This window comes from Enterobacter sp. ECC-175 (assembly GCF_043968675.1).
GTDB lineage: Bacteria > Pseudomonadota > Gammaproteobacteria > Enterobacterales > Enterobacteriaceae > Enterobacter.
The window spans coordinates 3878533-3902294 of record NZ_CP143776.1 but is presented as its reverse complement, the minus strand read 5'-3'; the positions used below and the strand labels follow the sequence as shown (position 1 = coordinate 3902294).

At 57.8% G+C, this 23762-nt stretch carries 20 protein-coding genes; 9 read left to right on the top strand and 11 right to left on the bottom strand.

Going from position 1 to position 23762, the window contains the following annotated elements; genetic code table 11:
• Nucleotides 1-4 precede the first annotated feature (4 nt).
• Complete coding sequence (locus tag V1599_RS18535; protein ID WP_395300613.1) at nucleotides 5-2245, top strand: EAL domain-containing protein; 2241 nt, start codon at nucleotides 5-7, stop codon at nucleotides 2243-2245.
• Between the two features lie 4 nt (nucleotides 2246-2249).
• Here the strand turns inward: V1599_RS18535 and ppx are convergent, their stop codons facing one another.
• From ppx to purM, 4 genes are all read right to left on the bottom strand, one after another.
• Nucleotides 2250-3791, bottom strand: coding sequence for an exopolyphosphatase (gene ppx / locus V1599_RS18530; protein WP_112010244.1), 1542 nt, complete (start codon nucleotides 3789-3791; stop codon nucleotides 2250-2252).
• Nucleotides 3792-3794: 3 nt separating this feature from the next.
• Entirely contained in the window at nucleotides 3795-5855 is a 2061-nt protein-coding gene (gene ppk1, locus V1599_RS18525) for a polyphosphate kinase 1 (protein ID WP_112010245.1), read from the bottom strand.
• Nucleotides 5856-6059: 204 nt separating this feature from the next.
• A complete protein-coding gene (gene purN, locus V1599_RS18520; RefSeq protein WP_395300612.1) occupies nucleotides 6060-6701 on the bottom strand; it encodes a phosphoribosylglycinamide formyltransferase in 642 nt (213 codons plus the stop codon).
• Nucleotides 6698-7735, bottom strand: a complete 1038-nt coding sequence (gene purM / locus V1599_RS18515; RefSeq protein WP_112010247.1) for a phosphoribosylformylglycinamidine cyclo-ligase — start codon at nucleotides 7733-7735, stop codon at nucleotides 6698-6700. The genes purN and purM overlap by 4 nt, the downstream gene beginning before the upstream one ends.
• Before the next feature lie 266 nt (nucleotides 7736-8001).
• On the opposite strand from purM, the gene V1599_RS18510 reads away from it, so the two are divergent.
• From V1599_RS18510 to V1599_RS18495, 4 genes are all read left to right on the top strand, one after another.
• Complete coding sequence (locus V1599_RS18510) at nucleotides 8002-9432, top strand: 6-phospho-beta-glucosidase (protein ID WP_112010248.1); 1431 nt, start codon at nucleotides 8002-8004, stop codon at nucleotides 9430-9432.
• 225 nt (nucleotides 9433-9657) lie between these two features.
• A complete protein-coding gene (upp, locus tag V1599_RS18505; RefSeq protein ID WP_040074548.1) occupies nucleotides 9658-10284 on the top strand; it encodes a uracil phosphoribosyltransferase in 627 nt (208 codons plus the stop codon).
• An 86-nt stretch (nucleotides 10285-10370) separates the two neighbouring features.
• Nucleotides 10371-11660 carry a uracil permease gene (gene uraA, locus V1599_RS18500; RefSeq protein WP_112010249.1) on the top strand — a complete coding sequence of 430 codons (1290 nt, stop codon included), beginning with the start codon at nucleotides 10371-10373 and terminating at the stop codon, nucleotides 11658-11660.
• Between the two features lie 220 nt (nucleotides 11661-11880).
• Nucleotides 11881-12582 carry a DnaA inactivator Hda gene (locus V1599_RS18495; protein WP_220092922.1) on the top strand — a complete coding sequence of 234 codons (702 nt, stop codon included), beginning with the start codon at nucleotides 11881-11883 and terminating at the stop codon, nucleotides 12580-12582.
• 80 nt (nucleotides 12583-12662) lie between these two features.
• Here V1599_RS18495 and V1599_RS18490 read toward each other — a convergent pair whose 3' ends face one another.
• From V1599_RS18490 to celB, 3 genes are read right to left on the bottom strand one after another with little or no spacing between them, the layout of a single operon-like run.
• Nucleotides 12663-14084, bottom strand: a complete 1422-nt coding sequence (locus V1599_RS18490) for a leucyl aminopeptidase family protein (protein WP_395300611.1) — start codon at nucleotides 14082-14084, stop codon at nucleotides 12663-12665.
• On the bottom strand, nucleotides 14084-15040 hold the full coding sequence (locus tag V1599_RS18485) for a N(4)-(beta-N-acetylglucosaminyl)-L-asparaginase (protein ID WP_395300610.1): 957 nt from the start codon (nucleotides 15038-15040) through the stop codon (nucleotides 14084-14086). Before V1599_RS18485 ends, V1599_RS18490 begins: the two co-directional genes overlap by 1 nt.
• 3 nt (nucleotides 15041-15043) lie before the next feature.
• A complete protein-coding gene (gene celB, locus V1599_RS18480) occupies nucleotides 15044-16363 on the bottom strand; it encodes a PTS cellobiose transporter subunit IIC (RefSeq protein WP_395300609.1) in 1320 nt (439 codons plus the stop codon).
• A 146-nt stretch (nucleotides 16364-16509) separates the two neighbouring features.
• Here celB and V1599_RS18475 point away from each other — a divergent pair, with 146 nt between their 5' ends.
• On the top strand, nucleotides 16510-17334 hold the full coding sequence (locus V1599_RS18475) for an XRE family transcriptional regulator (protein ID WP_395300608.1): 825 nt from the start codon (nucleotides 16510-16512) through the stop codon (nucleotides 17332-17334).
• Here V1599_RS18475 and arsC read toward each other — a convergent pair whose 3' ends face one another.
• Complete coding sequence (gene arsC, locus V1599_RS18470) at nucleotides 17335-17691, bottom strand: arsenate reductase (glutaredoxin) (RefSeq protein WP_112010255.1); 357 nt, start codon at nucleotides 17689-17691, stop codon at nucleotides 17335-17337. It abuts the gene before it with no gap.
• 18 nt (nucleotides 17692-17709) lie between these two features.
• Nucleotides 17710-19173 (bottom strand): beta-barrel assembly-enhancing protease, encoded by a 1464-nt coding sequence (gene bepA, locus V1599_RS18465; RefSeq protein WP_112010256.1) that lies wholly within the window; start codon nucleotides 19171-19173, stop codon nucleotides 17710-17712.
• Nucleotides 19174-19392: 219 nt separating this feature from the next.
• Between bepA and V1599_RS18460 the strand changes: the two genes are divergently transcribed.
• A complete protein-coding gene (locus tag V1599_RS18460) occupies nucleotides 19393-20457 on the top strand; it encodes an AI-2E family transporter (RefSeq protein WP_112010257.1) in 1065 nt (354 codons plus the stop codon).
• Between the two features lie 97 nt (nucleotides 20458-20554).
• Here the strand turns inward: V1599_RS18460 and bcp are convergent, their stop codons facing one another.
• Nucleotides 20555-21025, bottom strand: coding sequence for a thioredoxin-dependent thiol peroxidase (bcp, locus tag V1599_RS18455; RefSeq protein WP_014171119.1), 471 nt, complete (start codon nucleotides 21023-21025; stop codon nucleotides 20555-20557).
• Entirely contained in the window at nucleotides 21025-21594 is a 570-nt protein-coding gene (locus tag V1599_RS18450) for a glycine cleavage system transcriptional repressor (protein WP_112010258.1), read from the bottom strand. Before V1599_RS18450 ends, bcp begins: the two co-directional genes overlap by 1 nt.
• A 145-nt stretch (nucleotides 21595-21739) precedes the next feature.
• Here V1599_RS18450 and dapA point away from each other — a divergent pair, with 145 nt between their 5' ends.
• Both dapA and bamC read left to right on the top strand, forming a co-directional pair.
• Entirely contained in the window at nucleotides 21740-22618 is an 879-nt protein-coding gene (gene dapA, locus V1599_RS18445; protein WP_112010259.1) for a 4-hydroxy-tetrahydrodipicolinate synthase, read from the top strand.
• Nucleotides 22619-22634: 16 nt separating this feature from the next.
• Nucleotides 22635-23669, top strand: a complete 1035-nt coding sequence (bamC, locus tag V1599_RS18440) for an outer membrane protein assembly factor BamC (RefSeq protein ID WP_297122347.1) — start codon at nucleotides 22635-22637, stop codon at nucleotides 23667-23669.
• Nucleotides 23670-23762 lie beyond the last annotated feature (93 nt).

Here is a 23762-nt window from a genome sequence, read left to right as displayed (position 1 = left end):
ATCTATGACTATTATCTCTTTTCTGCAACGCAACAAAAATTGCTGGTGGGCGCTTCCTCTTGTTTTGCCCGTCATGCTACTACCAATACTTAGCGAGGCGAATACCTACACCCGCCTGGGCGAAGGTACCGTCATCCTCTATTATTTTCCGCTCTCGTTTCTGCTGACGATGATGCTGATTTTTGACTTCGCGGCGCTGCCGGGGATTGTCATTTCGCTGCTCTGTCGTTATTACCCGGCCGTCAGCCTGTTTGAAACGCTGGCAAGCGTGCTTCACTTCGTTGTCCCCGTGGTGCTCAGCTGGGGAGGGTATCGCGTCTTTGCCCCAAAACGCAGCCGGGTGTCTTACGGTGACGCGCGCCTTATGGGGCAGCGTATTTTCTGGCAGGTGCTCTGCCCTGCAACGATGTTCTTGCTCTTTTTCCAGTTCGCGGCCTATCTGGGCATCTATGACAGCCGCCGGAGCCTGCAGGGACTGAACCCCATGAACATTTATACCCTGATCAACTATCAGGCGCTGTTGGTGAGCGGATTGACGGCGGTCCCGCTGAGCTATTTACTCATCCGCCTGATTCGCCATCCGCGTTATCTTAAAGCGGTTGTCTCGCAGATTCGGGCGCAGATAGACAAAAAAGTCACGGTAGCGGAATTTCTGATTTGGACCGCGATTTTGGGCGGATTGCTGTCGCTGCTGCTGCTCCCGATGAATGAAAATAGCTCGATTTTCAGCACCAACTACACGCTGTCGCTTCTCATGCCCGTTATGCTCTGGGGCGCGATGCGCTTTGGCTATAGGCTGATGTCGCTTATCTGGACGCCGGTGCTGCTGGTGACGATCCACTATTTTTATCGCTATATTCCGGTCAATCAGGGATACGACATTCAGCTCGCGATAACCTCGTCCAGCTACCTGGTCTTTTCGTTCGTGATCATTTTTATGTCCATGCTGGCGACGCGCCAGCGCGCGGTAAATATTCGCTTCCGTAACCTGGCGCTGCTTGACCCGGTATTGCATATGCCTAACCTGCGGGCGCTAACACGTTCGCTGAGCAAATCGCCCTGGTCAGCCCTGTGCGTGCTGCGCATTCCCGAGCTGGAAGTGCTGGGGCATAACTATGGCGTCCTGCTGCGCATCCATTACAAGCAAAAGCTGGCGGAGTGGATAAACAAAACGCTGCGGCCGGACGAGGGGGTTTACAACCTGACCGGGTACGACCTGGCAATTCGCATGACGTCCGAAGCGCACCAGGAGCGGATTGAGGTGCTGGACGCGCACATTAAACAGTTTCGTTTTATCTGGGACGGCATGCCGCTTCAGCCGCAGGTCGGCGTGAGCTATTGCTATGTACGTTCGCCGGTGAAGCACCTTCACCTGCTGCTGGGCGAGCTGAGCGTGATTGCCGACCTGTCGCTTTTTACCCATCATCCGGAAAACTTGCAGCAGCGCGGCGCCATGCACCTGCAGCGCTCGCTTAAGAGCAAAATCGAGATGATGAATCGCCTGCAGTGGGCGCTGGACCAGGATGCATTCACCCTCAAGGTTCAGCCCGTCAGCGGTTTACGTGGCGATCGTTATTATGAAGTGCTGCTGCGGATGCCGGACGAGCAGGGTGAACTTCTCTCGCCCGATCGCTTTCTGCCCGTAGCCCAGGAGTTTGGCCTATCGTCTCGCGTGGATCTGTGGGTGATAGCGCGCGCGCTGCAGTTCCTGGCAACGCACCGCGAACGTCTGCCCGCGCAGCGTTTCGCGATCAATCTGGCTCCGTCAACGGTTTGTCGGTCGCAGTTCCCGCAGGAGGTGGCGCGGCTTTTGACGAAGTACGGCATTGAAGCCTGGCAGATCATTTTTGAAATCACGGAGTGCGGCTCTTTTGGCGGCACTGAGCAGGTGACGCAGACGCTAAAACAGTTGCAAAAAATGGGCGTGCTTATCGCGATTGATGATTTTGGCACCGGCTATGCCAGCTACGCGCGGTTGAAAAGCGTGGATGCCGATATTCTCAAGATTGACGGCTGCTTTATCCGCAATATCGTGAGCAACAGCCTGGATTACCAGATCGTGGCGTCTATTTGCCATCTGGCGCGAATGAAGAAAATGCTGGTGGTGGCAGAGCACGTTGAAAGCGAGGAGATACGCAGCGCGGTGAATGCGCTGGGTATCGACTATGTGCAGGGATATCTGATCGGCGAGCCGGTTGAGCTGGAGTCGCTTCTCGAAGAACAGGCGCCGCGGGTGGACGCCTGAGCCGTTAAGCCGCCACCTCCGGCGAGCTTTCTTCTTCGATTTTTAGCATCCAGCCGGTCACCGCTTCCCAGTACTGCTGCTCTTTTTCCAGATCCAGCAGAACCAGCGCGTTCTGGCTGAACCAGTCGTGCGGGAAGCTCAGCGTCCAGTGGTGGTCGTCCGTTTTCAGCCTGAGCGTCGGCGGCGTGGTCGTGGCCTGACGCTGGTTGTTAAGCAGCACGCCGAGGCGCAGCAGCTGAATGAGCGGCAGGAACTGTTTTTTCTTGAACAGCGTGAAGCGCGGCAGGTCATCGAGCTTGATGGCCTTGCGGTGGTAGCGCACCAGGGTGGCCATCATGGTCTGCTGTTCCTGATTAAAGCCCGGCAGGTCGCTGTTTTGCAGGATATACGCCGAATGGCGGTGCATCCCGCTGTGGTTGATGTTCAGGCCAACCTCATGCAGCATGGCTGCCCATTTGAGCAGGGCGGCAAGCTGCGGATGGTCAAGCTTGGGGTTCTGCGCCTGCCACTGCTCGTACATTTGCACCGTGGTTTCCAGCACGCGCTTCGCCTGCTCGCGGTCGATGTTGTACTGGTTCGCCAGGCTTTGCGCCGTGCGGCTGCGAATGTCCTGATGGCGGAAGCGGCCTTCCATCTCATACAGCACGCCCTCACGCAGCGCGCCGTCGGAGAGGCGCAGCTCCTTGATGGCCAGCGCGTCAAACACGCCGCAGAGGATCGCCAGCCCCGGTACGAATACGGATTTACGCTCTTCGGAAAGCCCCGGCAGGCTCAGCGAATCGAAGCTTTTATGCTTGAGCACTTCTTCGGTAAGCAGCACCAGGCGTTCAGGGGTAATGATCCCGTCCTTTTCGCCCATCGCCAGCAGCACTTCATGCGCAGCCTTAATGGAGCCCGATGCGCCCAGCGCGACGTTCCAACCCTGAATGCGGTACTGCCAGGCCAGATTTTCCAGTTTCTGGATCGCGGCCATGCGCGCGCGCTGGAAGTTTTCGCGGGTGATTGCGCCGCCCGGGAAGTACATTTGCGCGAAGCTGACGCAGCCCATGCGGCGGCTTTCCACCAGCCGCGGCTCGAAGTCTTCGCCAATCACCAGCTCCGTCGATCCGCCTCCAATGTCGATCACCAGCTTGCGGCCTTTTTCAGGCTGAGTATGTTCAACGCCCATAAAGATCAGGCGCGCTTCCTCGTTGCCGGAGATGATCTCAATCGGGTAGGGGATAACCTTTTCCGCGCGCTTGAGAAACTCGGCAGCGTTCAGCGCCTGGCGCAGGCTGTGCGTGCCGACGATGCAAACGCTGGACGGTGAGAACCCCTGCAGGCGCTCGGCAAACAGCGAGAGGCAGTTTAAGCCGCGCTCCATCGCCTCTTCGCTGAGCATGCCGCGCGCGTCCAGGCCATCGGCCAGGTGGACGCGCTGCTTCAGGCGGCCGATGATCTGCATGGCGCCATCCACCTCACGGGCGATGACCATGTGGAAGCTGTTAGAACCTAGATCGACCGCAGCAAACTCCTGCGGGCGGGGTGCGTTATCATTTATCGGCATAGGTTAATCGGGTTGCTCGAGTGATTTGATATAGTCGTAAATCGCCAGCTGCGACCGCACTTTACGGCGATTGCCGCGCGGCACGTAGCGATTACTGAGTTCTTTGTCGATATAGCGTGCTTTCACCGTATCGCTAAACAAAATCTCGATAATGTCGAGAATTTGCTGTTTCAGGCGCGGATCGAGAAGCGGAGCCGCGACTTCAATTCGGTAGTCGATGTTGCGCGTCATCCAGTCTGCGGATGAGAGGTACACCTGCTTATCACCGGCGTTGTCGAAGATATAGACCCGGTCGTGCTCCAGGTAACGGTCCACGATGCTGATGACGCGAATGTTGTCGCTAATGCCTTCCAGCTCTGGGATCAGGGAGCACATGCCGCGAATGAGCAGGTTGACCGGCACGCCGGAGCTGGACGCCGCATACAGGCGATCGACAAGCCCTTTGTCGACCAGGTTGTTGAGCTTCAGCGTGATCCCGGACGATAAACCCTGCTGCGCGTTTGCAATCTCCTTGTCGATCATCTGGTACAGCAGGCGCCGCGAGTTCTGCGGGGAGACCAGCAGATAGTCGAAGCTCACCGGACGATACGGGTTCTCAATAAAGTTGAACACCCGGCGCACCTCGTTGGTGATCCGCGCATCGGCGGTCAGCAGCGAGTAGTCGGTATAAATACGCGCGGTTTTCTCGTTAAAGTTGCCGGTGCCGATGTGGGCGTAGCGCACCACGTCGTCGCCCTCTTTACGGGAGATCAGGAACAGCTTGGCGTGAATTTTCAGCCCCGGCGCGGAGAAGATCACGTGTACGCCCGCTTCCGTCAGGCGTCGCGCCCAGTGGATGTTGGCTTCTTCGTCGAAGCGCGCCTGCAGCTCCACCACCACGGTCACTTTTTTACCGTTGTGCGCCGCGTGGATCATCGCGTCGATGATGCGTGAATCTTTCGCCACGCGGTAGATGTTGATTTTGATCGCCAGCACGTTCGGGTCGAACGACGCCTGGCGGAGCAGTTCAAGCACGTGCTCGAACGTGTGGTATGGATAGTAGAGCAGGACGTCGCGCTCGCGGATGGCGTCAAACCCGTTACGGAACTTATCGAACCAGATATGGCGCAGGCGCGGCAGCGGCTTGTTCACCAGGTTGGCTTTGCCCACGTTCGGGAAGCCAATGAAGTCTTTAAAGTTGTGATAGCGCCCGCCGGGGATAATAGAGTCGTAGCGGGAGATGGTCAGCTTATCGCGCAGCATTTCCACCATCGCATCGGGCATGTCGCGCTGATAGACGAAACGCACCGGTTCGGCGGTCAGGCGCTGCTTGAGGCTGGAGGACATCAGCTCCATCAGGCTGGCTTCCATCTCGTGCACGAGGTCATATTCGGCGTCGCGGGTCATCTTCATCGAGTAGGCGTTAAGCGCGTCGTAATCGAAGAAGCCCTTGAAGATATCGTCCAGGCAGTAGCGAAGAATGTTGTCCAGCAGGATCATCGGCTTGCGTCGGCGCGGCGTTTCCGGCGGCAGGTTCACAAAGCGCGGAACCTTATCGGACGGAATTTCCAGCAGCGCGTAGCTGATGCTCTCGCCGCGAATGATCTCCACCGCCAGATAGGTGTAATCATCCTTCAGGAACTGCACCAGGTCGGTTTCGCGGTTGATTAAAATCGGCGTAATGTGCTGGCGCAGATAGTGTTTGAAGTAATGACGCAGCCAGGTTTGCTGGTTGACGGAGAGCTGTCGCTCGTTGATCAGGAAGATTTGGTTGCGCGCCATTTCCAGCAATAGCTCGTTATAAAGGCCATCAAATTCCTGATCGGCCTTCATGACGCGGGACTGAATTTTGCCGAGCAGATGGCGCGAGTGCGAGTTCAAACCCTGCTCTTCGCTGATGATGATTCGCCGCTTCAGTTCGGCAAAGCGAACCTTATAAAATTCATCCAGGTTATTCGAGTAGATGCCCAGGAAGCGCATACGCTCAATCAGCGGGTTGGTTTTGTCCGCCGCTTCCTGGAGTACGCGCTCGTTAAAGGCTAACCAGCTAAGCTCTTTCTCAATGTATAACTTTTCCTGACCCATTACAGCTCACACTCCAGTTCAATCACAGGACGTGGTAAATCCGTCTCGTCCTTATTATGGCGAGCATTTCCACGATATGTCCAACAGTGCCAGAAAAGTATGACAGTTATTTTTTTTGTTGGGGATTTTAGGGGGTTGGGGAAGGGACTATCGGGTAATGCACGCTGTAGGTCGGGCAAGCGCAGCGCCACCCGACATAACAAACTACTCTTCTGCCGCATAACCCTGCGGGGGCAGCTTCACGCCGTCCAGCCAGGCGGCGCCGTCGCGCATCTCCAGACGCCCGTCGACAAACCAGCTTACCACCAGCGGGTAGATAGCGTGTTCCTGCGTCTGTACGCGTTCCGTCACGTCATCTTCGCTGTCGCCGTCAAAGACCGGGACTTTCGCCTGCAGGATCACCGGCCCGCCGTCCAGCTCGTCGGTAACGAAATGCACGGAGGTGCCGTGCTCCTCATCGCCATTTTCCAGCACCTGACGGTGCGTGTGCAGGCCGGGGTATTTCGGCAGGAGAGAAGGGTGAATGTTCAGCAGACGACCCGCGTAGTGCGCAACAAAAGCCGGGCTGAGGATGCGCATATAGCCGGCCAGTACCACGACGTCGGGCGCATAGGCATCAATCTCCTGCACCAGCTCGCGGTCGAACGCTTCGCGGCCAGCGAACTGGCTGGCCTCCAGCGCATGGGCGGGAATGTTCGCTTCCCGCGCCCGCTCAAGGCCGAACGCGTCGGCCTTATTGCTGAACACTGCCCGAATGGTGCCATTGATTTTCTTCTGCCTGCAGGCGTCTATGATGGCCTGCAAATTGCTTCCGTTACCGGAAATGAGCACCACGATGTTTTTCATTCAATGACCACACGCTGTTCGGAATCGGAAGCTTTAATCGTACCGATTTTCCACGCGTTTTCACCTTTCTCGTTCAGCAGCTTAACCGCGCTATCCGCTTCGCTCGCTGGCAATGCGATAACCATGCCCACGCCGCAGTTGAACGTGCGGTACATTTCGTGGTCGCTCACGTTACCGGCCGTTTGCAGCCAGTTAAAGACGGACGGCCACTGCCAGGAGGATTCGTCGATAACGGCCTGAGTGTTATCCGGCAGCACGCGCGGAATGTTTTCCCAGAAGCCGCCGCCGGTCAGGTGGGCAATGGCGTGCACGTCCACATTCTCGATAAGCTCAAGGATGTTTTTCACGTAGATGCGGGTTGGCGCCAGCAGGTGGTCGGCCAGCGGTTTGCCGTCGAGCTCGGTGGTTTGCGGGTCGCAGCCGCTGACGTCGAGGATTTTGCGCACCAGAGAGTAGCCGTTAGAGTGCGGTCCGCTGGACGCCAGGGCAACCAGCACGTCGCCGTCAGCCACTTTGCTGCCGTCGATGATTTCTGATTTTTCTACTACGCCGACGCAAAAGCCCGCGACGTCATAATCTTCACCGTGATACATGCCCGGCATTTCTGCGGTCTCGCCACCCACCAGCGCACAGCCCGACTGCAGGCAGCCCTCGGCGATGCCGTTGATCACGCTGGCAGCGGTATCCACGTCCAGCTTGCCGGTCGCGTAGTAGTCGAGGAAGAACAGCGGCTCCGCGCCCTGTACCACCAGGTCGTTTACGCACATCGCCACCAGGTCGATGCCGATGGTGTCGTGACGCTTAAGATCCATCGCCAGGCGCAGTTTTGTCCCTACGCCGTCAGTACCCGAGACCAGCACAGGTTCACGATATTTTTGCGGCAGCGCGCACAGTGCGCCGAATCCACCCAGGCCACCCATTACTTCAGGGCGACGGGTTTTTTTCACCACACCTTTGATTCGGTCAACCAGCGCATTACCTGCGTCAATATCAACACCGGCATCTTTGTAGCTGAGAGAAGTTTTGTTGGTCACGGCTAAAGTCCCCACGCGATTGCATAGCTTGTAAGAAAAATCGGCGCAATTCTAACAGTCCAGGCAAACGTTTGCGAGCCTATTATGGGAAGGCGTTATTTTTTTTCTGAGCGCGTTGTTACGGCTGCCAAAGTTGACTCCGTTCACGGAAATGAAACCGGTTTCGGTATTCTGCTTGCAACCTGTTATCCCTTTGAACATCATCATCCTGAAACCGGTTTCTGTAACTGTTTTTGCAGAAAATAACGCAGAATGAGGGAATGAGAATGTCAGGATTCAAAGCAGGTTTTCTGTGGGGCGGCGCCGTTGCCGCGCATCAGCTTGAAGGCGGCTGGAAAGAGGGCGGCAAGGGCGTCAGCGTTGCCGACGTGATGACGGCGGGCGCACACGGCGTGCCGCGCGAAATCACCGCGGGCGTGCTGGAAGGGAAAAATTACCCGAATCACGAAGCCATCGACTTCTACCATCGCTATAAGGAAGATATCCAGCTTTTTGCCGAGATGGGATTCAAATGCTTCCGCACCTCTATCGCATGGACGCGCATCTTCCCGAAAGGGGATGAGCAGGAGCCAAACGAAGCGGGCCTGCAATTCTACGACGATCTGTTCGACGAGTGCCTGAAGCACGGCATTGAGCCGGTTATTACCCTGTCTCACTTCGAAATGCCTTTCCATCTGGTCACCGAATACGGCGGCTGGCGCAACCGCAAGCTGATCGACTTCTTCGTTCGCTTCGCAAAAGTGGTTTTCCAGCGCTATCAGCACAAGGTGAAGTACTGGATGACCTTCAACGAAATCAATAACCAGGCCAACTTCCACGAAGATTTTGCGCCGTTTACCAACTCCGGACTGAAGTACGCGCCGGGTGAAGACCGCGAGCCGGTCATGTTCCAGGCGGCGCACTACGAGCTGGTCGCCAGCGCGCTGGCCGTGAAGGCAGGGCGCGAGATTAACCCCTCGCTGCAAATCGGCTGCATGATCGCCATGTGCCCCATCTACCCGCTGACCTGCGCGCCGGACGATATGATGATGGCGATGAACGCCATGCACCGCCGCTACTGGTTCACCGACGTTCACGTGCGCGGCGCGTATCCGCAGCACCTGCTCAACTATTTCGACCGCCGCGGCTTTGCGCTGGATATCACCGAAGAGGATAAAGCCGCGCTGAAGCAGGGCTGCGTGGACTACATCGGCTTTAGCTATTACATGTCCTTCACCACAAAAGCGACGGCGGACAACCCGCAGCTCGACTACGACGAGAGCAAAAGCCTGGTCTCCAACCCGTACGTGCAGAAATCCGACTGGGGATGGCAGATTGACCCGGTTGGCCTGCGCTACTCGCTGAACTGGTTCTGGGATCACTACCAGCTGCCGCTGTTCATCGTTGAAAACGGCTTTGGCGCCATCGACGTGCAGGAGAGCGACGGCACGGTGAACGACCAGTACCGCATTGATTATCTTGCGGCGCACATCCGCGAGATGAAAAAAGCGGTGGTGGAAGACGGCGTTGATCTGATGGGCTACACCCCGTGGGGCTGTATCGACCTCGTTTCTGCCGGCACGGGCGAAATGAAAAAGCGCTACGGCTTTATCTTTGTCGATAAAGATAACGAGGGCAACGGCACGCTGAACCGCAGCAAGAAGAAGTCGTTCGACTGGTATAAGCAGGTGATAGCCAGCAACGGCGAGCAGCTATAATTGCCCGCTGGCGCTGCGCTTACCGGGCCTGTCGAGATTGTAGGTCGGGTAAGCGCCAGCGCCACCTGACAAAAACGTACACGAGGCCGGAGCTTGCCCTCCGGTTTTTTTACGTCTAAACCATTTTGATTGATCGCCGTCAAGCAACATGGGTATGGCCTAATCAGAAAAAAGCGGTATAATCCCGCGATTTTTTTGCGGATGCCACCTCAGAGGAGAAAGAGAATGAAGATTGTGGAAGTGAAACACCCACTCGTTAAACACAAGTTGGGCCTGATGCGTGAGCATGACATCAGCACGAAGCGTTTTCGCGAACTGGCTTCTGAAGTGGGCAGCCTGCTGACCTACGAAGCAACCTCCGATCTGGAAACCGAAAAAGTGACCATCGAAGGCTGGAACGGTCCGGTACAGGTTGAGCAGATTAAGGGTAAGAAAATTACCGTTGTGCCAATCCTGCGCGCGGGTCTGGGCATGATGGAAGGCGTGCTGGAGCACGTGCCGAGCGCGCGCATCAGCGTGGTCGGGATCTACCGTGACGAAGAAACCCTCGAGCCGGTCCCGTACTTCCAAAAGCTGGTCTCTAACATCGACGAGCGTATGGCGCTGGTGGTTGACCCAATGCTGGCAACCGGTGGCTCAATGATCGCCACCATCGACCTGCTGAAAAAAGCGGGCTGCAGCAGCATCAAGGTGCTGGTGCTGGTTGCGGCGCCTGAAGGTATCGCGGCGCTGGAAAAAGCGCACCCGGACGTAGAGCTGTATACCGCCTCCGTCGACCAGGGGCTAAACGAGCACGGGTACATTATCCCGGGGCTTGGCGATGCCGGCGATAAGATCTTTGGTACTAAATAATCGAATAACGATAAATAAGCCGACTTTGAGAGTCGGCTTTTTTTTGAATAAAACACACATAACTAACCATCTCAGAGGAAAACACTATGACGCGCCGTGCTATCGGGGTGAGTGAAAGACCGCCGCTTTTACAGACGATCCCGCTTAGTTTGCAGCACCTGTTCGCCATGTTTGGCGCAACCGTGCTGGTGCCAATCCTGTTTCACATCAACCCGGCCACCGTTCTGCTGTTCAACGGCGTCGGCACGCTGCTTTACCTCTTTATCTGCAAGGGCAAAATTCCGGCCTATCTCGGCTCAAGCTTCGCCTTTATCTCGCCGGTGCTGCTGCTGCTGCCGCTGGGTTATGAAGTGGCGCTGGGCGGCTTTATTATGTGTGGCGTGTTGTTCTGCCTGGTCTCCTTCATCGTGAAGAAAGCCGGTACGGGCTGGCTGGACGTGATGTTTCCCCCTGCGGCGATGGGCGCAATCGTTGCCGTTATCGGCCTCGAGCTTGCAGGCGTAGCCGCAAATATGGCCGGACTGCTGCCCGCAGACGGACAATCACCGGATTCCAAAACCATCATCATCTCGCTGGTGACGCTGGGCGTGACGGTATTCGGCTCGGTCCTGTTCCGCGGCTTTATGGCGATTATCCCGATCCTGATCGGCGTGCTGGCGGGCTATGCGCTCTCCTTCGCCATGGGCGTTGTTGATACCACACCGATTGCAGAAGCGCACTGGTTTGCGCTGCCAACCTTCTATACCCCGCGCTTCGAATGGTTCGCTATTTTCACCATCCTGCCCGCCGCGCTGGTGGTGATTGCCGAGCACGTCGGCCACCTGGTGGTGACGGCGAACATCGTGAAGCGTGATCTGATCCGCGATCCGGGCCTGCACCGCTCTATGTTTGCCAACGGCCTCTCTACCATTATCTCCGGCTTCTTTGGCTCAACCCCCAATACCACCTACGGCGAGAATATCGGCGTGATGGCAATTACCCGCGTCTACAGCACCTGGGTTATTGGCGGTGCGGCGATCATTGCCATTCTGCTCTCCTGCGTGGGCAAGCTGGCGGCAGCGATTCAGATCATCCCGGTCCCGGTAATGGGCGGCGTCTCCCTGCTGCTGTACGGGGTGATCGGTGCCTCAGGTATCCGCGTGCTGATCGAATCGAAAGTGGATTACAGCAAAGCGCAAAACCTGATCCTCACCTCGGTCATTCTGATTATCGGCGTGAGCGGCGCGAAGGTGCACATCGGTGCGGCGGAGCTGAAAGGCATGGCGCTGGCGACCATCGTCGGCGTGGGCCTGAGCCTGATTTTCAAGCTGATCTCGGTGATCCGCCCGGAAGAGGTGGTACTGGACGCTGACGAAAGCGAAAAAGCGCCACATTGATCGGATATACACTAAATCATTCAAGCTGCATCAAGGCGGCAAGTCTGAGAAATCCCCGGGAGCTTACTCAAGTAAGTGACTGGGGTGAGCGGACGCAGCCAACGCAGAGACAGCTTGAAGGATGACGTGTAAACCGGGTGGACGATCCGCCCGGTTCTCTCCTTGCGGGTTCCGTGTTAAACTCGTTGCCGATTTTTAGTCAGATCTGGTTGAGGTATTTCTGAACGGACCGGCACAGCTCTCTCTGCCACTTTATCTCCCTGACGATGAAACTTTCTCAAGTTTCTGGCCGGGCGATAACCCCTCTTTACTGGCTGCACTGCAAAACGTGCTGCGCCAGGATCACAGCGGATACATCTACATCTGGTCACGCGAAGGCGCGGGGCGCAGCCACCTGCTGCATGCCGCCTGCGCGGAGCTTTCCGCTCGCGGTGACGCGGTGGGCTATGTGCCGCTGGACAAGCGCACCTGGTTCGTGCCGGAGGTGCTTGAGGGAATGGAACATCTCTCACTGGTCTGCATCGATAATATCGAGTGCGTGGCGGGGGATGAGCCGTGGGAAATGGCGATCTTCAACCTGTACAACCGCATCCTGGAGTCGGGCAAAACCCGGCTGCTGATCACCGGCGATCGTCCGCCGCGCCAGCTTAATCTTGGGCTACCGGATCTGGCCTCTCGCCTGGACTGGGGGCAAATCTACAAGCTACAGCCGCTCTCCGACGAAGATAAGCTCCAGGCGCTGCAGCTGCGCGCAAAGCAGCGCGGATTTGAGCTGCCCGAGGACGTGGGGCGCTTCCTGCTGAAGCGCCTGGATCGCGAGATGCGCACGCTGTTTGATACGCTCGATCAGCTCGATCGCGCCTCGATAACCGCACAGCGCAAGCTGACCATTCCGTTTGTGAAAGATATCCTTAAGCTTTAAGTTTTTTGCCGGGTAGCGGCTGCGCCTTACCCGGCCTGCACAGAGCACCCGTAGCCCCGCTAAGCGCAGCGCCACCGGGCTTAAAGATCCCCCATCAGGTGCTCTACCAGCAGCGGAATCGGCCGTCCCGACGCCACGCTTCTGCCGCCTTCCCGCCACAGCGCCGTGCCGCTGATGTCCAGATGCGCCCACGGGATCGTCGGCGGGCAGAAATGGTGCAGCAGCCAGGCCGCCGAGGCGCTGATCGCCGCGTTATTGGTCGGCGTATTGCACAGATCGGCAATTGCGCTCTCGGTCTGCTTTTTTAGCCTCGCGTCCAGCGGCAGGGACCACACCTCGTCGCCGCAGCGCTTCCCAGCCTCGACGAGCGCCTGTCGCAGCGGCTCGTCCTGGGTCATCAGGCCGCTCAGCTCATACCCCAGCGCTTTCACCACCGCGCCCGTTAAGGTTGCCATATCAATAATATAGCGCGCCTGCGGATGGCGCTGGCTGGCCCAGGCGATGGCGTCGGCCAGCACCAGCCGCCCTTCGGCATCGGTGTTATTGATTTCAACGGTCAGGCCGTTGCAGGCGCGCGCAACCGTGCCCGGCTGCATGGCGTCCGGGCCGATGGCATTTTCCGCCAGCGCCAGCACGCCCATGATGCGCACCGGCAGGCCCAGCCCGGCGACGGTGAGCATCAATCCCAGAACGTTCGCCGCGCCGCACATGTCGTACTTCATGGTGTACATGCCCGCGCCTTCCTTCAGCCACAGTCCGCCGGTGTCGAAGGTAATGCCTTTGCCCACGTAGCAGCGCACCTGACCCTCAGTCGCTCCGTCATAATGAATAGCGAGCAGCCGGGGCGGGCAGGTCGCCCCTTTACCCACGGCGTGCAGCAGCCCAAGGCTTCCATCGACGATCTGCTTTTCATCCAGCACCTCGCAGCGCAGGGTAGGGAATGCCGCGCACAGCCGCTGTGCTTCTTCGACAACAAACTGGGGCGTGCAGCGGTCGGACGGCAGATCCGCCAGCTGCCTGGCGGCAATCATGCCTTCGGCGATGGCGTGCTGATGCCTGAAAACGTCCGTCAGCCTCTCCCGCTGCTCGGGCAGGCAAAGCGCCGAGATATGGCGAAGGCGCACGGTGGAGGCATCTGCTTTTTTCAGCTGAAGGTCCGCAAGGCGATGCGCCTGATTGAAGAGAAAGCGCAGCAGCTGCGCCAGCACGGTGTCGTCAACGTTCGTCACGTCAATCACCACGCTCTCGCTGGCGGGGGAGGCCAGCAGCGGGCGCAGCGCGGTGAGTAATCCCTCGGTCAGGCTATCGTGCCAGAGCGCGTCCGGCAGCAGCGTGATGCGGGCAAAAGGCGCGCAGCCAAACCGGGCGTCGGCGACGCTTCCCTGCTGGCGCATTTCGGCGACGAGCGGTGTCTCCGGCAGCAGCGCCGAGTCCGCACGGGCAATCAGATGGCTGTGTGCTTCGGCGTCTGAAAGTTCGGTAATAAGTTGCCAGTTCATCATTATTGCTCCTCGATGGGCGTGCGGATGCGCTCGGCGTAGGCCTGCATCCACACATCATCCACGGGCTGATAGTGCGTTTTTTCTCGCTGGCGTTCGGCGCGAAACACGGTCAGCGGCTGGCGCGCGCTGGCGACGACGAACGAAAAGGTTTTGATGTTAGTCGCCGCGCCGAACTCGCCCTGCCTGTTCATGCAGACGACGGAGAGATCCCCCGCGCGGCCGAAGCGCGACATCAGCTTATCTTCCAGCTCAAACACCACCGAGTCTGCCGCCTGCTGAGGGGACATGCCTCCCGCCATTCGGCGGACGATCTCATAGCTGGTGCAGCCTTTCATCAGGTCTTCGCCGACGCCCGTGGCGGTGGCGGCCCCGGTTTCGCTGTCGCAGTAAAAGCCCGATCCGATAATCGGCGAATCGCCAATGCGGCCACGCTTTTTCATAAACAGGCCGCTGGTGGAGGTGGCGACGCTCATCGACCCCCGCTTATCAAGGCCGATAATCCCGACCGTGTCGTGGCCGTCGTACGGGCTCAAGCCCTTATCGAGCGTTTCCCTGCAGCGCTTGCGGTAGTGCTGCATGGCGCGGTCGGTAAGCATGGTTTTATCGGCAAAGCCCTGGCTCAGCGCCCATTCGCGCGCACCCTGGCCGACCAGCAGGCTGTTGTAGCGCTGGCGGCTCAGCGCGTGCGCCACGCGCACCGGGTTGGCGATATCCACTAGATCCCCCACGGCGCCAAATGCTAGGGTGTCGCCGTCCATATAGGCCGCGTCCAGCTCCACCTCGCCGTTCTCGGTGGGCAGGCCGCCGTAGCCGACGGATTTATAAAACGGAAAGTCTTCTACCGCCGCGACGGCGTCAACCACCGCGTCGGCGACCGGCTTCCCTGCTGAAAGGGCTGACGCGGATTCCGTGACGCCTTCCAGCGCCATTCGCCAGGTGGCGATAATTCCCCACATGCTTTACTCCTGTTTTGCAAGGGTGGTATCGGGCTGCGTCACGGTGGCAATCTCCGCGGCGCGGTACTGTTTATCCAGAATGCGCATGAAAGGCAGGTACAGCATGGCGCCAATCAGCAGGTTGATGAGCTGCATAACGCTGCCGCTCAGATGGCCGGTAACGATAAAGCCGCTGATGACGGGCGGCAGCGTCCACGGGATAAAGACCCCGGTGGTGACGGCGACCGCGCCAATTTTCATCGCGGCGTACTGCACGCTGACCAGCACCAGCGGCACCAGGTTGAACGGGATGAGCATGATCGGGTTCATGATCACCGGCAGGCCGAAGAGAATTGGCTCGTTGATGTTGAACACCGACGCGCCCGCGCCGAGGCGAGCCACTTCGCGCATGTTCTTACTGCGGGCGAAAATCAGCATCGCAATCACCAGCGACAGCGTTGCGCCCGCGCCGCCCATCCAGATCATGTCAAAAAACTGCTCGGTGATAATGTGCGGCGGCGTGACGCCCGCCTGAATAGCGGCGATGTTGTCGGTCTGATTTTCCATCCACAGCGGACGGATAATGCCGTTGATCATCGACCCGGAGTTAATGCCCACTGACCACAGGATCGTGATGCTGAACACCGTCATCAGCGCGCCGAAATAGGAGGTGCCATAGTGGCGGACCGGCGTAGCGACCACTTCATAAATAAACTGATGGATGGTGTGGTAATGGGTATTTTCAAAGACGATGCGGATTAACAGCACCAGAATCATCACCAGCAGCGCCGGGATCAGCGCGGCGAAAGACTCCTGCACCGCAGGCGGCACGCCGTCCGGCATGCTGATCACCAGCTTTTTGCGCTTCAGCCAGCAGAACAGCTCCGTCCACAGCAGCGACCCGATCATCGCGACGAATAGCCCTTTGCTGCCAATCCATTCAACGGGGATCACGGTGATGCCGCCGTTCTCCGCCACCTTGATGAACGGCGTCAGGATCAGGAAAGCGACCAGCGACAGAATGCCGCAGGAGATGCGGTCCTCGCCGTAGTGTTCCGCCAGGCGAAACGCCACCAGGAAGCTGATGAACAGCGACATGGTGGAGAATACCGCGTTAAACGGAATTTCGATGATGGCGCTCCAGCTCGCGCCAAAGGCCTGAGACATAAACTGCTGGTAGGCCTGATTTGGAAACGAGGAGATCACCAGCAGTATCGAGCCGACGATGATAAACGGCATGAATGAAACGTAGGCGCCGCGAATGGCCCCCAGATGACGCTGCTGGGCCGTTTTGGCCGCCAGGGGCATCAGTTTTGCTTCTAGAAATCCCAGAACATTGTTCATTGTGAACTCCGTACAAGATTGAGTGGCGTTGTTTGTGTTATGTCTGTGGATTATCAGTGAAGCGCGGCGGGCGAAAGGTGAAATCGGTCACAAAGCATTCGCCTTAACACTGTAAATCTCACAAGATTAGTTAACGGAATTTACCGATGGAAATTAAACTGCACGCCAATGCCACCACCACGCCTCGGGTCCGGCGCTACCTTCAGCAGTCGGATAAAAGCGACAGAGAGCTTGCCGCCGAGCTGGGGATCTCCGTAACGACGGTGCGGCGCTGGCGCAACCGCAGGCAGGTTTCTGATAATCAGACTACGCCGAGGGTGATACACAAAGCGCTGAGACAAGAACAGGTGGTGCTGATCAATGCCCTGCGCGACGCGACCGGCGCGCCGCTGGACGAGCTGCTGCATCTGGTCAACGACGGGCTAGGGATAGCCGTTTCGCGGGCGACGCTTAACCGCTACCTGAAGCCCGCAGCGGTGAAACAGAAGGGGGCGCCGCTGCAGGGCGTGAAGGCGTTAAAGGCCGGCGTCAGGCCGCATGCGCTGGCGTTGCACCACGTGCCGCTGTCGCTGCACATGGATGACGGTGGTGAGCAGCATCTGCTGTGGGCGCGCGAGCCGATCAGCGGCTGGTGCTATGCCCGATTGTATGCGGGCGTATCGCAGCCGCTGCTGGCTAGCTGGACGAAGGCGCTGCTGGAGGCCTGTCCGGCTGATATACAATCTCTTGAGACTTTCGGTTTTGAAGTCACTCTGGCGGAGCGAAGCGTCGCCGTGAACGCGCATCCGGAAAAGCGGAGAACCGTTCAGGTGGCGCTGCCGTTAGCCGAGATTGTTCCGCGCGTGAATGCGCAGGCGCTCGGATCGCTGCTGATAAACCTGTGCGAATGCTACAACCGGGGAAAAGCGCAGAAAAAGCTGGGAGAGAGAACGCCGCAGGCCTTTCTGGAGGCGCTGCGGCGCGGGGATTAATCAGAGGATCTCAAGCACGCTTTCCGGCGGGCGACCAATGCGCGCCTGGCCGTTTGCCACCACGATAGGGCGCTCGATCAGCTTTGGATTATCAATCATCGCCTGAACCAGCTGCGCTTCGGTCAGATGGGCATCGCTCAGGTTAAGCTCCTTGTACAGGTCCTCTTTCTGGCGCATCAGCTCGCGCGCGCTGCCCATGCCCAGCATGTGCAGGAGCTGCTGAATTGTCTGCGCGTCCGGCGGTGTCTCAAGGTACAGCACCACGTCAGGATCAACGCCGTTAGACTTCAGCAGGCTGAGCGTGTCGCGGCTCTTTGAGCAGCGTGGATTGTGGTAGATTTTTACCGCGTCTGTCATGACTAAACGTCTCCTTTATTACATCTTTTCGTACGGCTTGAAGCGCTGCTGCAAGCCGCGCAGCTGATCGATTCGCGCGTCGTAGCGCGCCTGCTGCAGGCTGCCGAGCTTGACCTGCGAGCTGGCGCTGCTCAGCAGGGAAATGGCCTGATCCAGCCGTCCGGCCAGGGCTAACCCTTCTGCGCGCGCGGCCAGCTCCTGATCGCGATTGCCCAGCTGCCCCTCGGCCTGCGCCAGCAGATCCCAACCGTTCTGATCGTCTTTATTGTTAAAGGTGTAGCGGTTCAGGATGGTGACCGCCTCGTTGGGCTGCCCGCCCTGTAGGTAAGCATTCGCCAGGTTGAGCTGAAGCACCGGATTATTGCGAAGATCTTTCGCCCCTTTCAGACGATTAATCGCGTCGGCGGCTTTTTTCTGCCCCAGATCGATATCGGTGGAAAGATCGAGATACCACGGGTTGTTTGGCTCGGCGGAGAGCAGCGGCTGTAGCGCTTTGCGCGCTTCGTCGTACCTGCTGGCCTCCATTGCCTGAAGCGCCTGGCCGTACTGCGCGGCGTTCTTCTCGCGCACGTTACCCTTGGCCAGCGCGTCCAGCAGGTCGCTGGTGAGCTGGTTACGCCCGGAGTTATACATGCCGAGGGTGCGGACCTTGGCGAGGAAGAAATCCTGCGAGGATTGCACGACAACCGGGCGCATCTGGTTGGCGCGGTTGCGCGCGTCCGACAGGCGGCTTTCCGGCAGCGGGTGCGTCAGCAAAATCTCCGGGGGACGCGTGGAGTACCGCGCCTGGTCGAGCAGCTTTTCAAGGAAGCTCGGCATCGCCTGCGGGTCGAAGCCCGAACGCTGTAAGACCTGAATGCCGATGCGGTCCGCTTCCTGTTCGTTTTGCTGGGTAAAGCTGATCATGCCCTGGCGCGTACCTGCCAGGGTGCCGGTCAGCGCCGCCATTCCCGCCTGCGGGCTGGCCATCGCCAGCAAAATCGATCCCAGCGCGCCGACCCAGGTCAGGGGAGCGTTGCGCTTCTGGTCTTCCATGGCGCGCGCCAGGTGGCGCTGCGTCACGTGCGAAATTTCGTGCGCCATTACCGACGCCAGCTGGCTTTCGTTATCGGAATAGCGGAATAGCGCCGAATGCAGCACCACGTTGCCGCCAAAGAAGGCAAAGGCGTTGATTTCGTCGTTATTGATTAAGTAGAAGTGGAAGGGGGTTTTCACCGAGTCGGCGTGGGCGACAAGGCGCATGCCGAGGCCGTTAATGTACTGTACCAGCAGCGGATCGTTGATCAGCGGCGCGCTGCCGCGCAGCTGGCGAACGTAGTAATCACCCATCTGCATCTCCTGGCCAATGGAGAGCGTGCTTCCTGCCGTGGTGCCCATATCCGGCAATGAATCGGCCGAGTCCGCAAAGGCGGGCATCGCCTGACCCACCGTCAGTGCGGCGATAAGTGTTGCAACCAGCGTTTTTTTCAACTGCCTGAACATAACCACTGTCCTGTATTTTGGATGTGCTAATTTGACCGACGAACCCGTCGAACGTTCATCTCCACTGCCCTGCGAGTGTAGCCGTGTTGGGGCGTGAAGAAAATCCCGATGATCGGGGTTTTGCAATTCGTGACGCATCGTTAAAAAGGAAAGGCATTTCTGTGACAGTTAGATACAATTCCTTCTTTCCATTCCGCCGTCAGTTCAGGGAAGGGTTGCATGCTCGAAATGTTAATGCAGTGGTATCGCCGCCGGTTTAGCGACCCGGAAGCCATTGCTCTGCTGGTTATTCTGGTTGCCGGTTTCGGCATTCTCTTCTTCTTTAGCGGCCTGCTGGCTCCGCTGCTGGTGGCGATTGTGCTGGCGTATCTGCTGGAGTGGCCAACGGCGAGGCTTGAGCGTGTCGGCTGCTCCCGCCGCTGGGCGACCAGCATCGTGCTGGTGCTGTTCGTCGGGATTTTACTGCTGATGTCATTCGTCGTGATGCCCGTTGCCTGGCAGCAGGGGATTTACCTGATCCGCGACATGCCAGGCATGCTGAACAAGCTCTCTGACTTTGCCGCCACGCTGCCGCGCCGCTATCCCGCGCTGATGGACGCCGGGATTATCGACGCGATGGCGGAAAACATGCGCGCCCGCATTATGACGATGGGCGACTCGGTCGTGAAATACTCTCTGGCCTCGCTGGTGGGGCTGCTGACGCTGGCGGTTTATCTGGTGCTGGTGCCGCTGATGGTCTTTTTCCTCGTCAAGGATAAAGAGCAGATGCTTAACGCCGTGCGCCGCGTTTTGCCGCGCAACCGAGGCCTGGCGGGGCAGGTGTGGGAAGAGATGAACCAGCAGATCACCAACTACATTCGCGGTAAGGTGCTGGAGATGATTGTGGTCGGCGTGGCGACGTGGATTGGCTTCCTGATCTTCGGGCTTAACTATTCGCTGCTGCTGGCGGTGCTGGTGGGGCTGTCGGTCCTGATTCCGTACATCGGCGCCTTTGTGGTGACCATTCCGGTGGTGGGCGTCGCGCTGTTCCAGTTCGGTCTTGGCACCGAGTTCTGGAGCTGCTTTGCGGTGTACCTGATTATTCAGGGGCTGGACGGCAACCTGCTGGTGCCGGTGCTGTTTTCCGAGGCGGTGAACCTGCATCCGCTGGTGATTATTTTATCCGTGGTGATTTTTGGCGGGCTGTGGGGATTCTGGGGCGTGTTCTTCGCCATTCCGCTGGCAACGCTTATCAAAGCCGTGGTGCACGCGTGGCCGGATGTTCCTGCGGTGGAAGAGAAGTAGAGCGTGTGTGGCCTGATGCCCTCACCCCGGCCCTCTCCCACAGGGCTGAGGGCGAAAACATGAAAAACGGCAACCTGGGTTGCCGTTTTGCTGTTTATCAGGCGCTTTGTTTCAGCCAGTTCAACACCACGTCGTGGTGGTTGCTGGTTTTGAAGTCGTCAAACACGTGTTCAACCTTGCCGTCAGCGTCAATCAGGAAGCTGATGCGGTGAATGCCGTCGTAGGTTTTGCCCATGAAGGTCTTTTCGCCCCAGACGCCAAACTGCTCGCAGACCTGATGATCTTCGTCAGAGAGAAGCGTGAAGTTAAGCAGCTCCTTTTCAGCAAAGCGGGACAGCTTTTCAGGTTTGTCGGTGCTGATGCCCAGCACTTCCACACCCACTTTTTTCAACTCATCCATGTTGTCGCGTAAGCCGCAGGCCTGCACGGTGCAGCCTGGGGTCATGGCTTTCGGGTAGAAATAGACCAGAACACGCTGTCCCTGGAAGTCGGTCAAATTTACTTGCTCGCCGTCTTGGTCCGGCAGGCTAAATTTCGGTGCGATGTCACCGGCTTTCAGTGGGTTCATTACTCAACTCCATCCTGTTCATGCTGCGAATAATTTACGACGTTTATACTGCCCTGCGCGTTTAATTCTGTACAGAGGGCTTTGAACGCTTGTTCGATATTTGATGCATCCTGTGAGGCAGGACTGTGAGCGGTAATTTGAATAAACAGCGTGGGAATCGCGTTTTCATCACCCGGCTGCGTTCGGGAAACCAGCTCGGCGATATTCATCTCGTGGCCATCAAACAGTGCGGTAAAGCGTTCAATGAGATGCGGGGAGTCAGGCACTTCAACCTGCACCCAGACGGTAGAAGGCATCGCCGGACGCGGTCGCGCGGTGGTGCGCTTCATTACGATCAGCAAATCCAGCTCTGCGCCTTTCAGGGGCAGGGTCGATTCAATCAGCGTGATGGCGTTCCAGGTTCCGGAAAGCAGCATGATAAAGGTGAACTCTTCGCCAAGCATAGCCAGACGGCTGTCTTCAATGTTGCAGCCGCAGCTGCTTACGTGGCGGGTAATGGTGTTCACGATACCCGGCCTGTCGGCACCCAGCGCGGTGATAACCAGGTAATGTTGTGATGAGGTTGTCAAACCCGTTCTTCCTTTGCTTGGTTAAGTCTTCCTAAGGAAAGCATAAAAAAAACATGCATACAACCGCCTGAGGGCCTCAGGTCGCTTGCTTTTATTACAGTGACAAACGTAACATTGAGGCTCTTGTTCGCACAGAGGATGGCCCATGTTCACGGGAAGTATTGTCGCGCTTGTTACACCGATGGATGAAAAAGGTAATGTCTGCCGGTCAAGCATGAAGAAGCTCATTGATTACCATGTCGCCAACGGAACCTCGGCGATCGTTTCGGTAGGGACTACCGGTGAATCTGCAACGCTGAGCCACGAAGAACACGGTGACGTGGTGATGCTGACCCTGGAACTGGCTGACGGACGTATTCCTGTCATCGCAGGAACGGGCGCTAACGCCACCGCAGAAGCCATTAGCCTGACTCAACGTTTTAACGACAGCGGCATTGTTGGCTGCCTGACGGTAACCCCTTATTACAACCGTCCTACTCAGGAAGGTCTGTTCCAGCATTTCAAAGCCATCGCTGAACATACTGACTTGCCACAAATCCTGTATAATGTGCCGTCCCGCACCGGCTGCGATATGCTGCCGGAAACCGTTGGCCGTCTCTCGAAAGTAAAAAATATTATCGGGATTAAAGAGGCGACAGGGAACTTAAGCCGCGTTCATCAGATCAAAGAGCTGGTTTCAGACGACTTTATCCTGCTGAGCGGCGACGATGCGACTGCGCTGGACTTCATGCAGTTAGGCGGTCACGGCGTAATCTCCGTCACTGCCAACGTTGCAGCGCGTGATATGGCCGAGATGTGCAAGCTCGCGGCGGCCGGTCACTTTGATGACGCTCGCGTGATTAATCAGCGTCTGATGCCGCTGCACAATAAATTATTTGTCGAACCCAATCCGATCCCAGTGAAATGGGCATGTAAGGAGTTGGGACTTGTAGCAACCGATACGCTGCGCCTGCCAATGACGCCGATTACCGACCACGGTCGCGACATCGTCACTGGCGCGCTGAAACATGCCGGTTTGCTGTAAAGTTTAGGGAGATTTGATGGCTTATTCAGTACAGAAGTCGCGCCTGGCGAAGGTTGCGGGTGTTTCGCTTATTATGCTGCTCGCTGCCTGTAGTTCAGACTCGCGCTACAAGCGCCAGGTGAGCGGTGACGAATCCTATCTGGATGCGACGCCGCTTGCTGAACTTCACGCCCCTGCTGGCATGATCCTGCCGATTCAGAACGGCGACTACAACATCCCCGTGACCAACGGCAGCGGTCCGGTCGGAAAAGCGCTTGATATTCGTCCACCGGCACAGCCTCTGGCGCTGGTGAGCGGCGCACGTACCCAGTTCACCGGTGACACGGCGTCTCTGATGGTCGAAAGCGCGCGCGGCACCTCGCTGTGGCCGCAGGTTGTCAGCGTGATTCAATCGAAAAATTACGCGATTGATAAACGTGACGACGCCAGCCAGACGTTAACCACGGACTGGATCGACTGGAACCGTCTGGATGAAGACCAGCAGTACCGCGGTCGCTATCAGGTCTCCGTTAAGCCACAGGGCTACCAGCAGGCGGTAACCGTCAAGCTGTTGAACCTTGAGCAGGCGGGTAAACCGGTTGCCGACGCGTCCGCTATGCAGCGTTACAGCACTGAAATGCTGAACGTCATTGCCGCCGGTCTCGATAAAAACGCAACCGACGCCGCGAACGCGGCCCAGAACCGCAGCGGGACAACGTTTGATGTCCAGAGCGCGGCCGACGATACCGGTCTGCCAATGCTGGTAGTGCGCGCACCGTTTAACCAGACCTGGCAGAAGCTGCCTGCGACGCTGGAAAAAGTGGGCATGAAGGTATCCGACAGCACCCGTTCTACGGGGAGTATGACGGCCACCTACAAGCCGCTGTCCGACAGCGCGTGGCAGGAGCTGGGCGCAAGCGATCCAAAACTGGCCGCTGGCGACTACAAAATTCAGGTCGGCGACCTTGATAACCGCAGTAGCCTGCAGTTCATCGATCCGAAAGGTCACACGTTGACCCAGTCGCAGAACGATGCGCTGGTGGCGGTCTTCCAGGCTGCGTTCAACAAATAAATGTGAGGGCTGGTTAATCCAGCCCTTTTTATTTTCGTGCCACGCAAACGTGTGCGTGGCATAATATGTCCAGTTTTGAACACAAATCATCAC

Coding starts and splice junctions, on each gene's coding strand:
- V1599_RS18535 (WP_395300613.1), top strand. CDS start 5: ATGACTATTATCTCTTTTCTGCAACGCAACAAAAATTGCTGGTGGGCG.
- ppx (WP_112010244.1), bottom strand. CDS start 3,791: ATGCCGATAAATGATAACGCACCCCGCCCGCAGGAGTTTGCTGCGGTC.
- ppk1 (WP_112010245.1), bottom strand. CDS start 5,855: ATGGGTCAGGAAAAGTTATACATTGAGAAAGAGCTTAGCTGGTTAGCC.
- purN (WP_395300612.1), bottom strand. CDS start 6,701: ATGAAAAACATCGTGGTGCTCATTTCCGGTAACGGAAGCAATTTGCAG.
- V1599_RS18510 (WP_112010248.1), top strand. CDS start 8,002: ATGTCAGGATTCAAAGCAGGTTTTCTGTGGGGCGGCGCCGTTGCCGCG.
- upp (WP_040074548.1), top strand. CDS start 9,658: ATGAAGATTGTGGAAGTGAAACACCCACTCGTTAAACACAAGTTGGGC.
- uraA (WP_112010249.1), top strand. CDS start 10,371: ATGACGCGCCGTGCTATCGGGGTGAGTGAAAGACCGCCGCTTTTACAG.
- V1599_RS18490 (WP_395300611.1), bottom strand. CDS start 14,084: ATGATGAACTGGCAACTTATTACCGAACTTTCAGACGCCGAAGCACAC.
- V1599_RS18485 (WP_395300610.1), bottom strand. CDS start 15,040: ATGTGGGGAATTATCGCCACCTGGCGAATGGCGCTGGAAGGCGTCACG.
- celB (WP_395300609.1), bottom strand. CDS start 16,363: ATGAACAATGTTCTGGGATTTCTAGAAGCAAAACTGATGCCCCTGGCG.
- V1599_RS18475 (WP_395300608.1), top strand. CDS start 16,510: ATGGAAATTAAACTGCACGCCAATGCCACCACCACGCCTCGGGTCCGG.
- arsC (WP_112010255.1), bottom strand. CDS start 17,691: ATGACAGACGCGGTAAAAATCTACCACAATCCACGCTGCTCAAAGAGC.
- bepA (WP_112010256.1), bottom strand. CDS start 19,173: ATGTTCAGGCAGTTGAAAAAAACGCTGGTTGCAACACTTATCGCCGCA.
- V1599_RS18460 (WP_112010257.1), top strand. CDS start 19,393: ATGCTCGAAATGTTAATGCAGTGGTATCGCCGCCGGTTTAGCGACCCG.
- bcp (WP_014171119.1), bottom strand. CDS start 21,025: ATGAACCCACTGAAAGCCGGTGACATCGCACCGAAATTTAGCCTGCCG.
- dapA (WP_112010259.1), top strand. CDS start 21,740: ATGTTCACGGGAAGTATTGTCGCGCTTGTTACACCGATGGATGAAAAA.
- bamC (WP_297122347.1), top strand. CDS start 22,635: ATGGCTTATTCAGTACAGAAGTCGCGCCTGGCGAAGGTTGCGGGTGTT.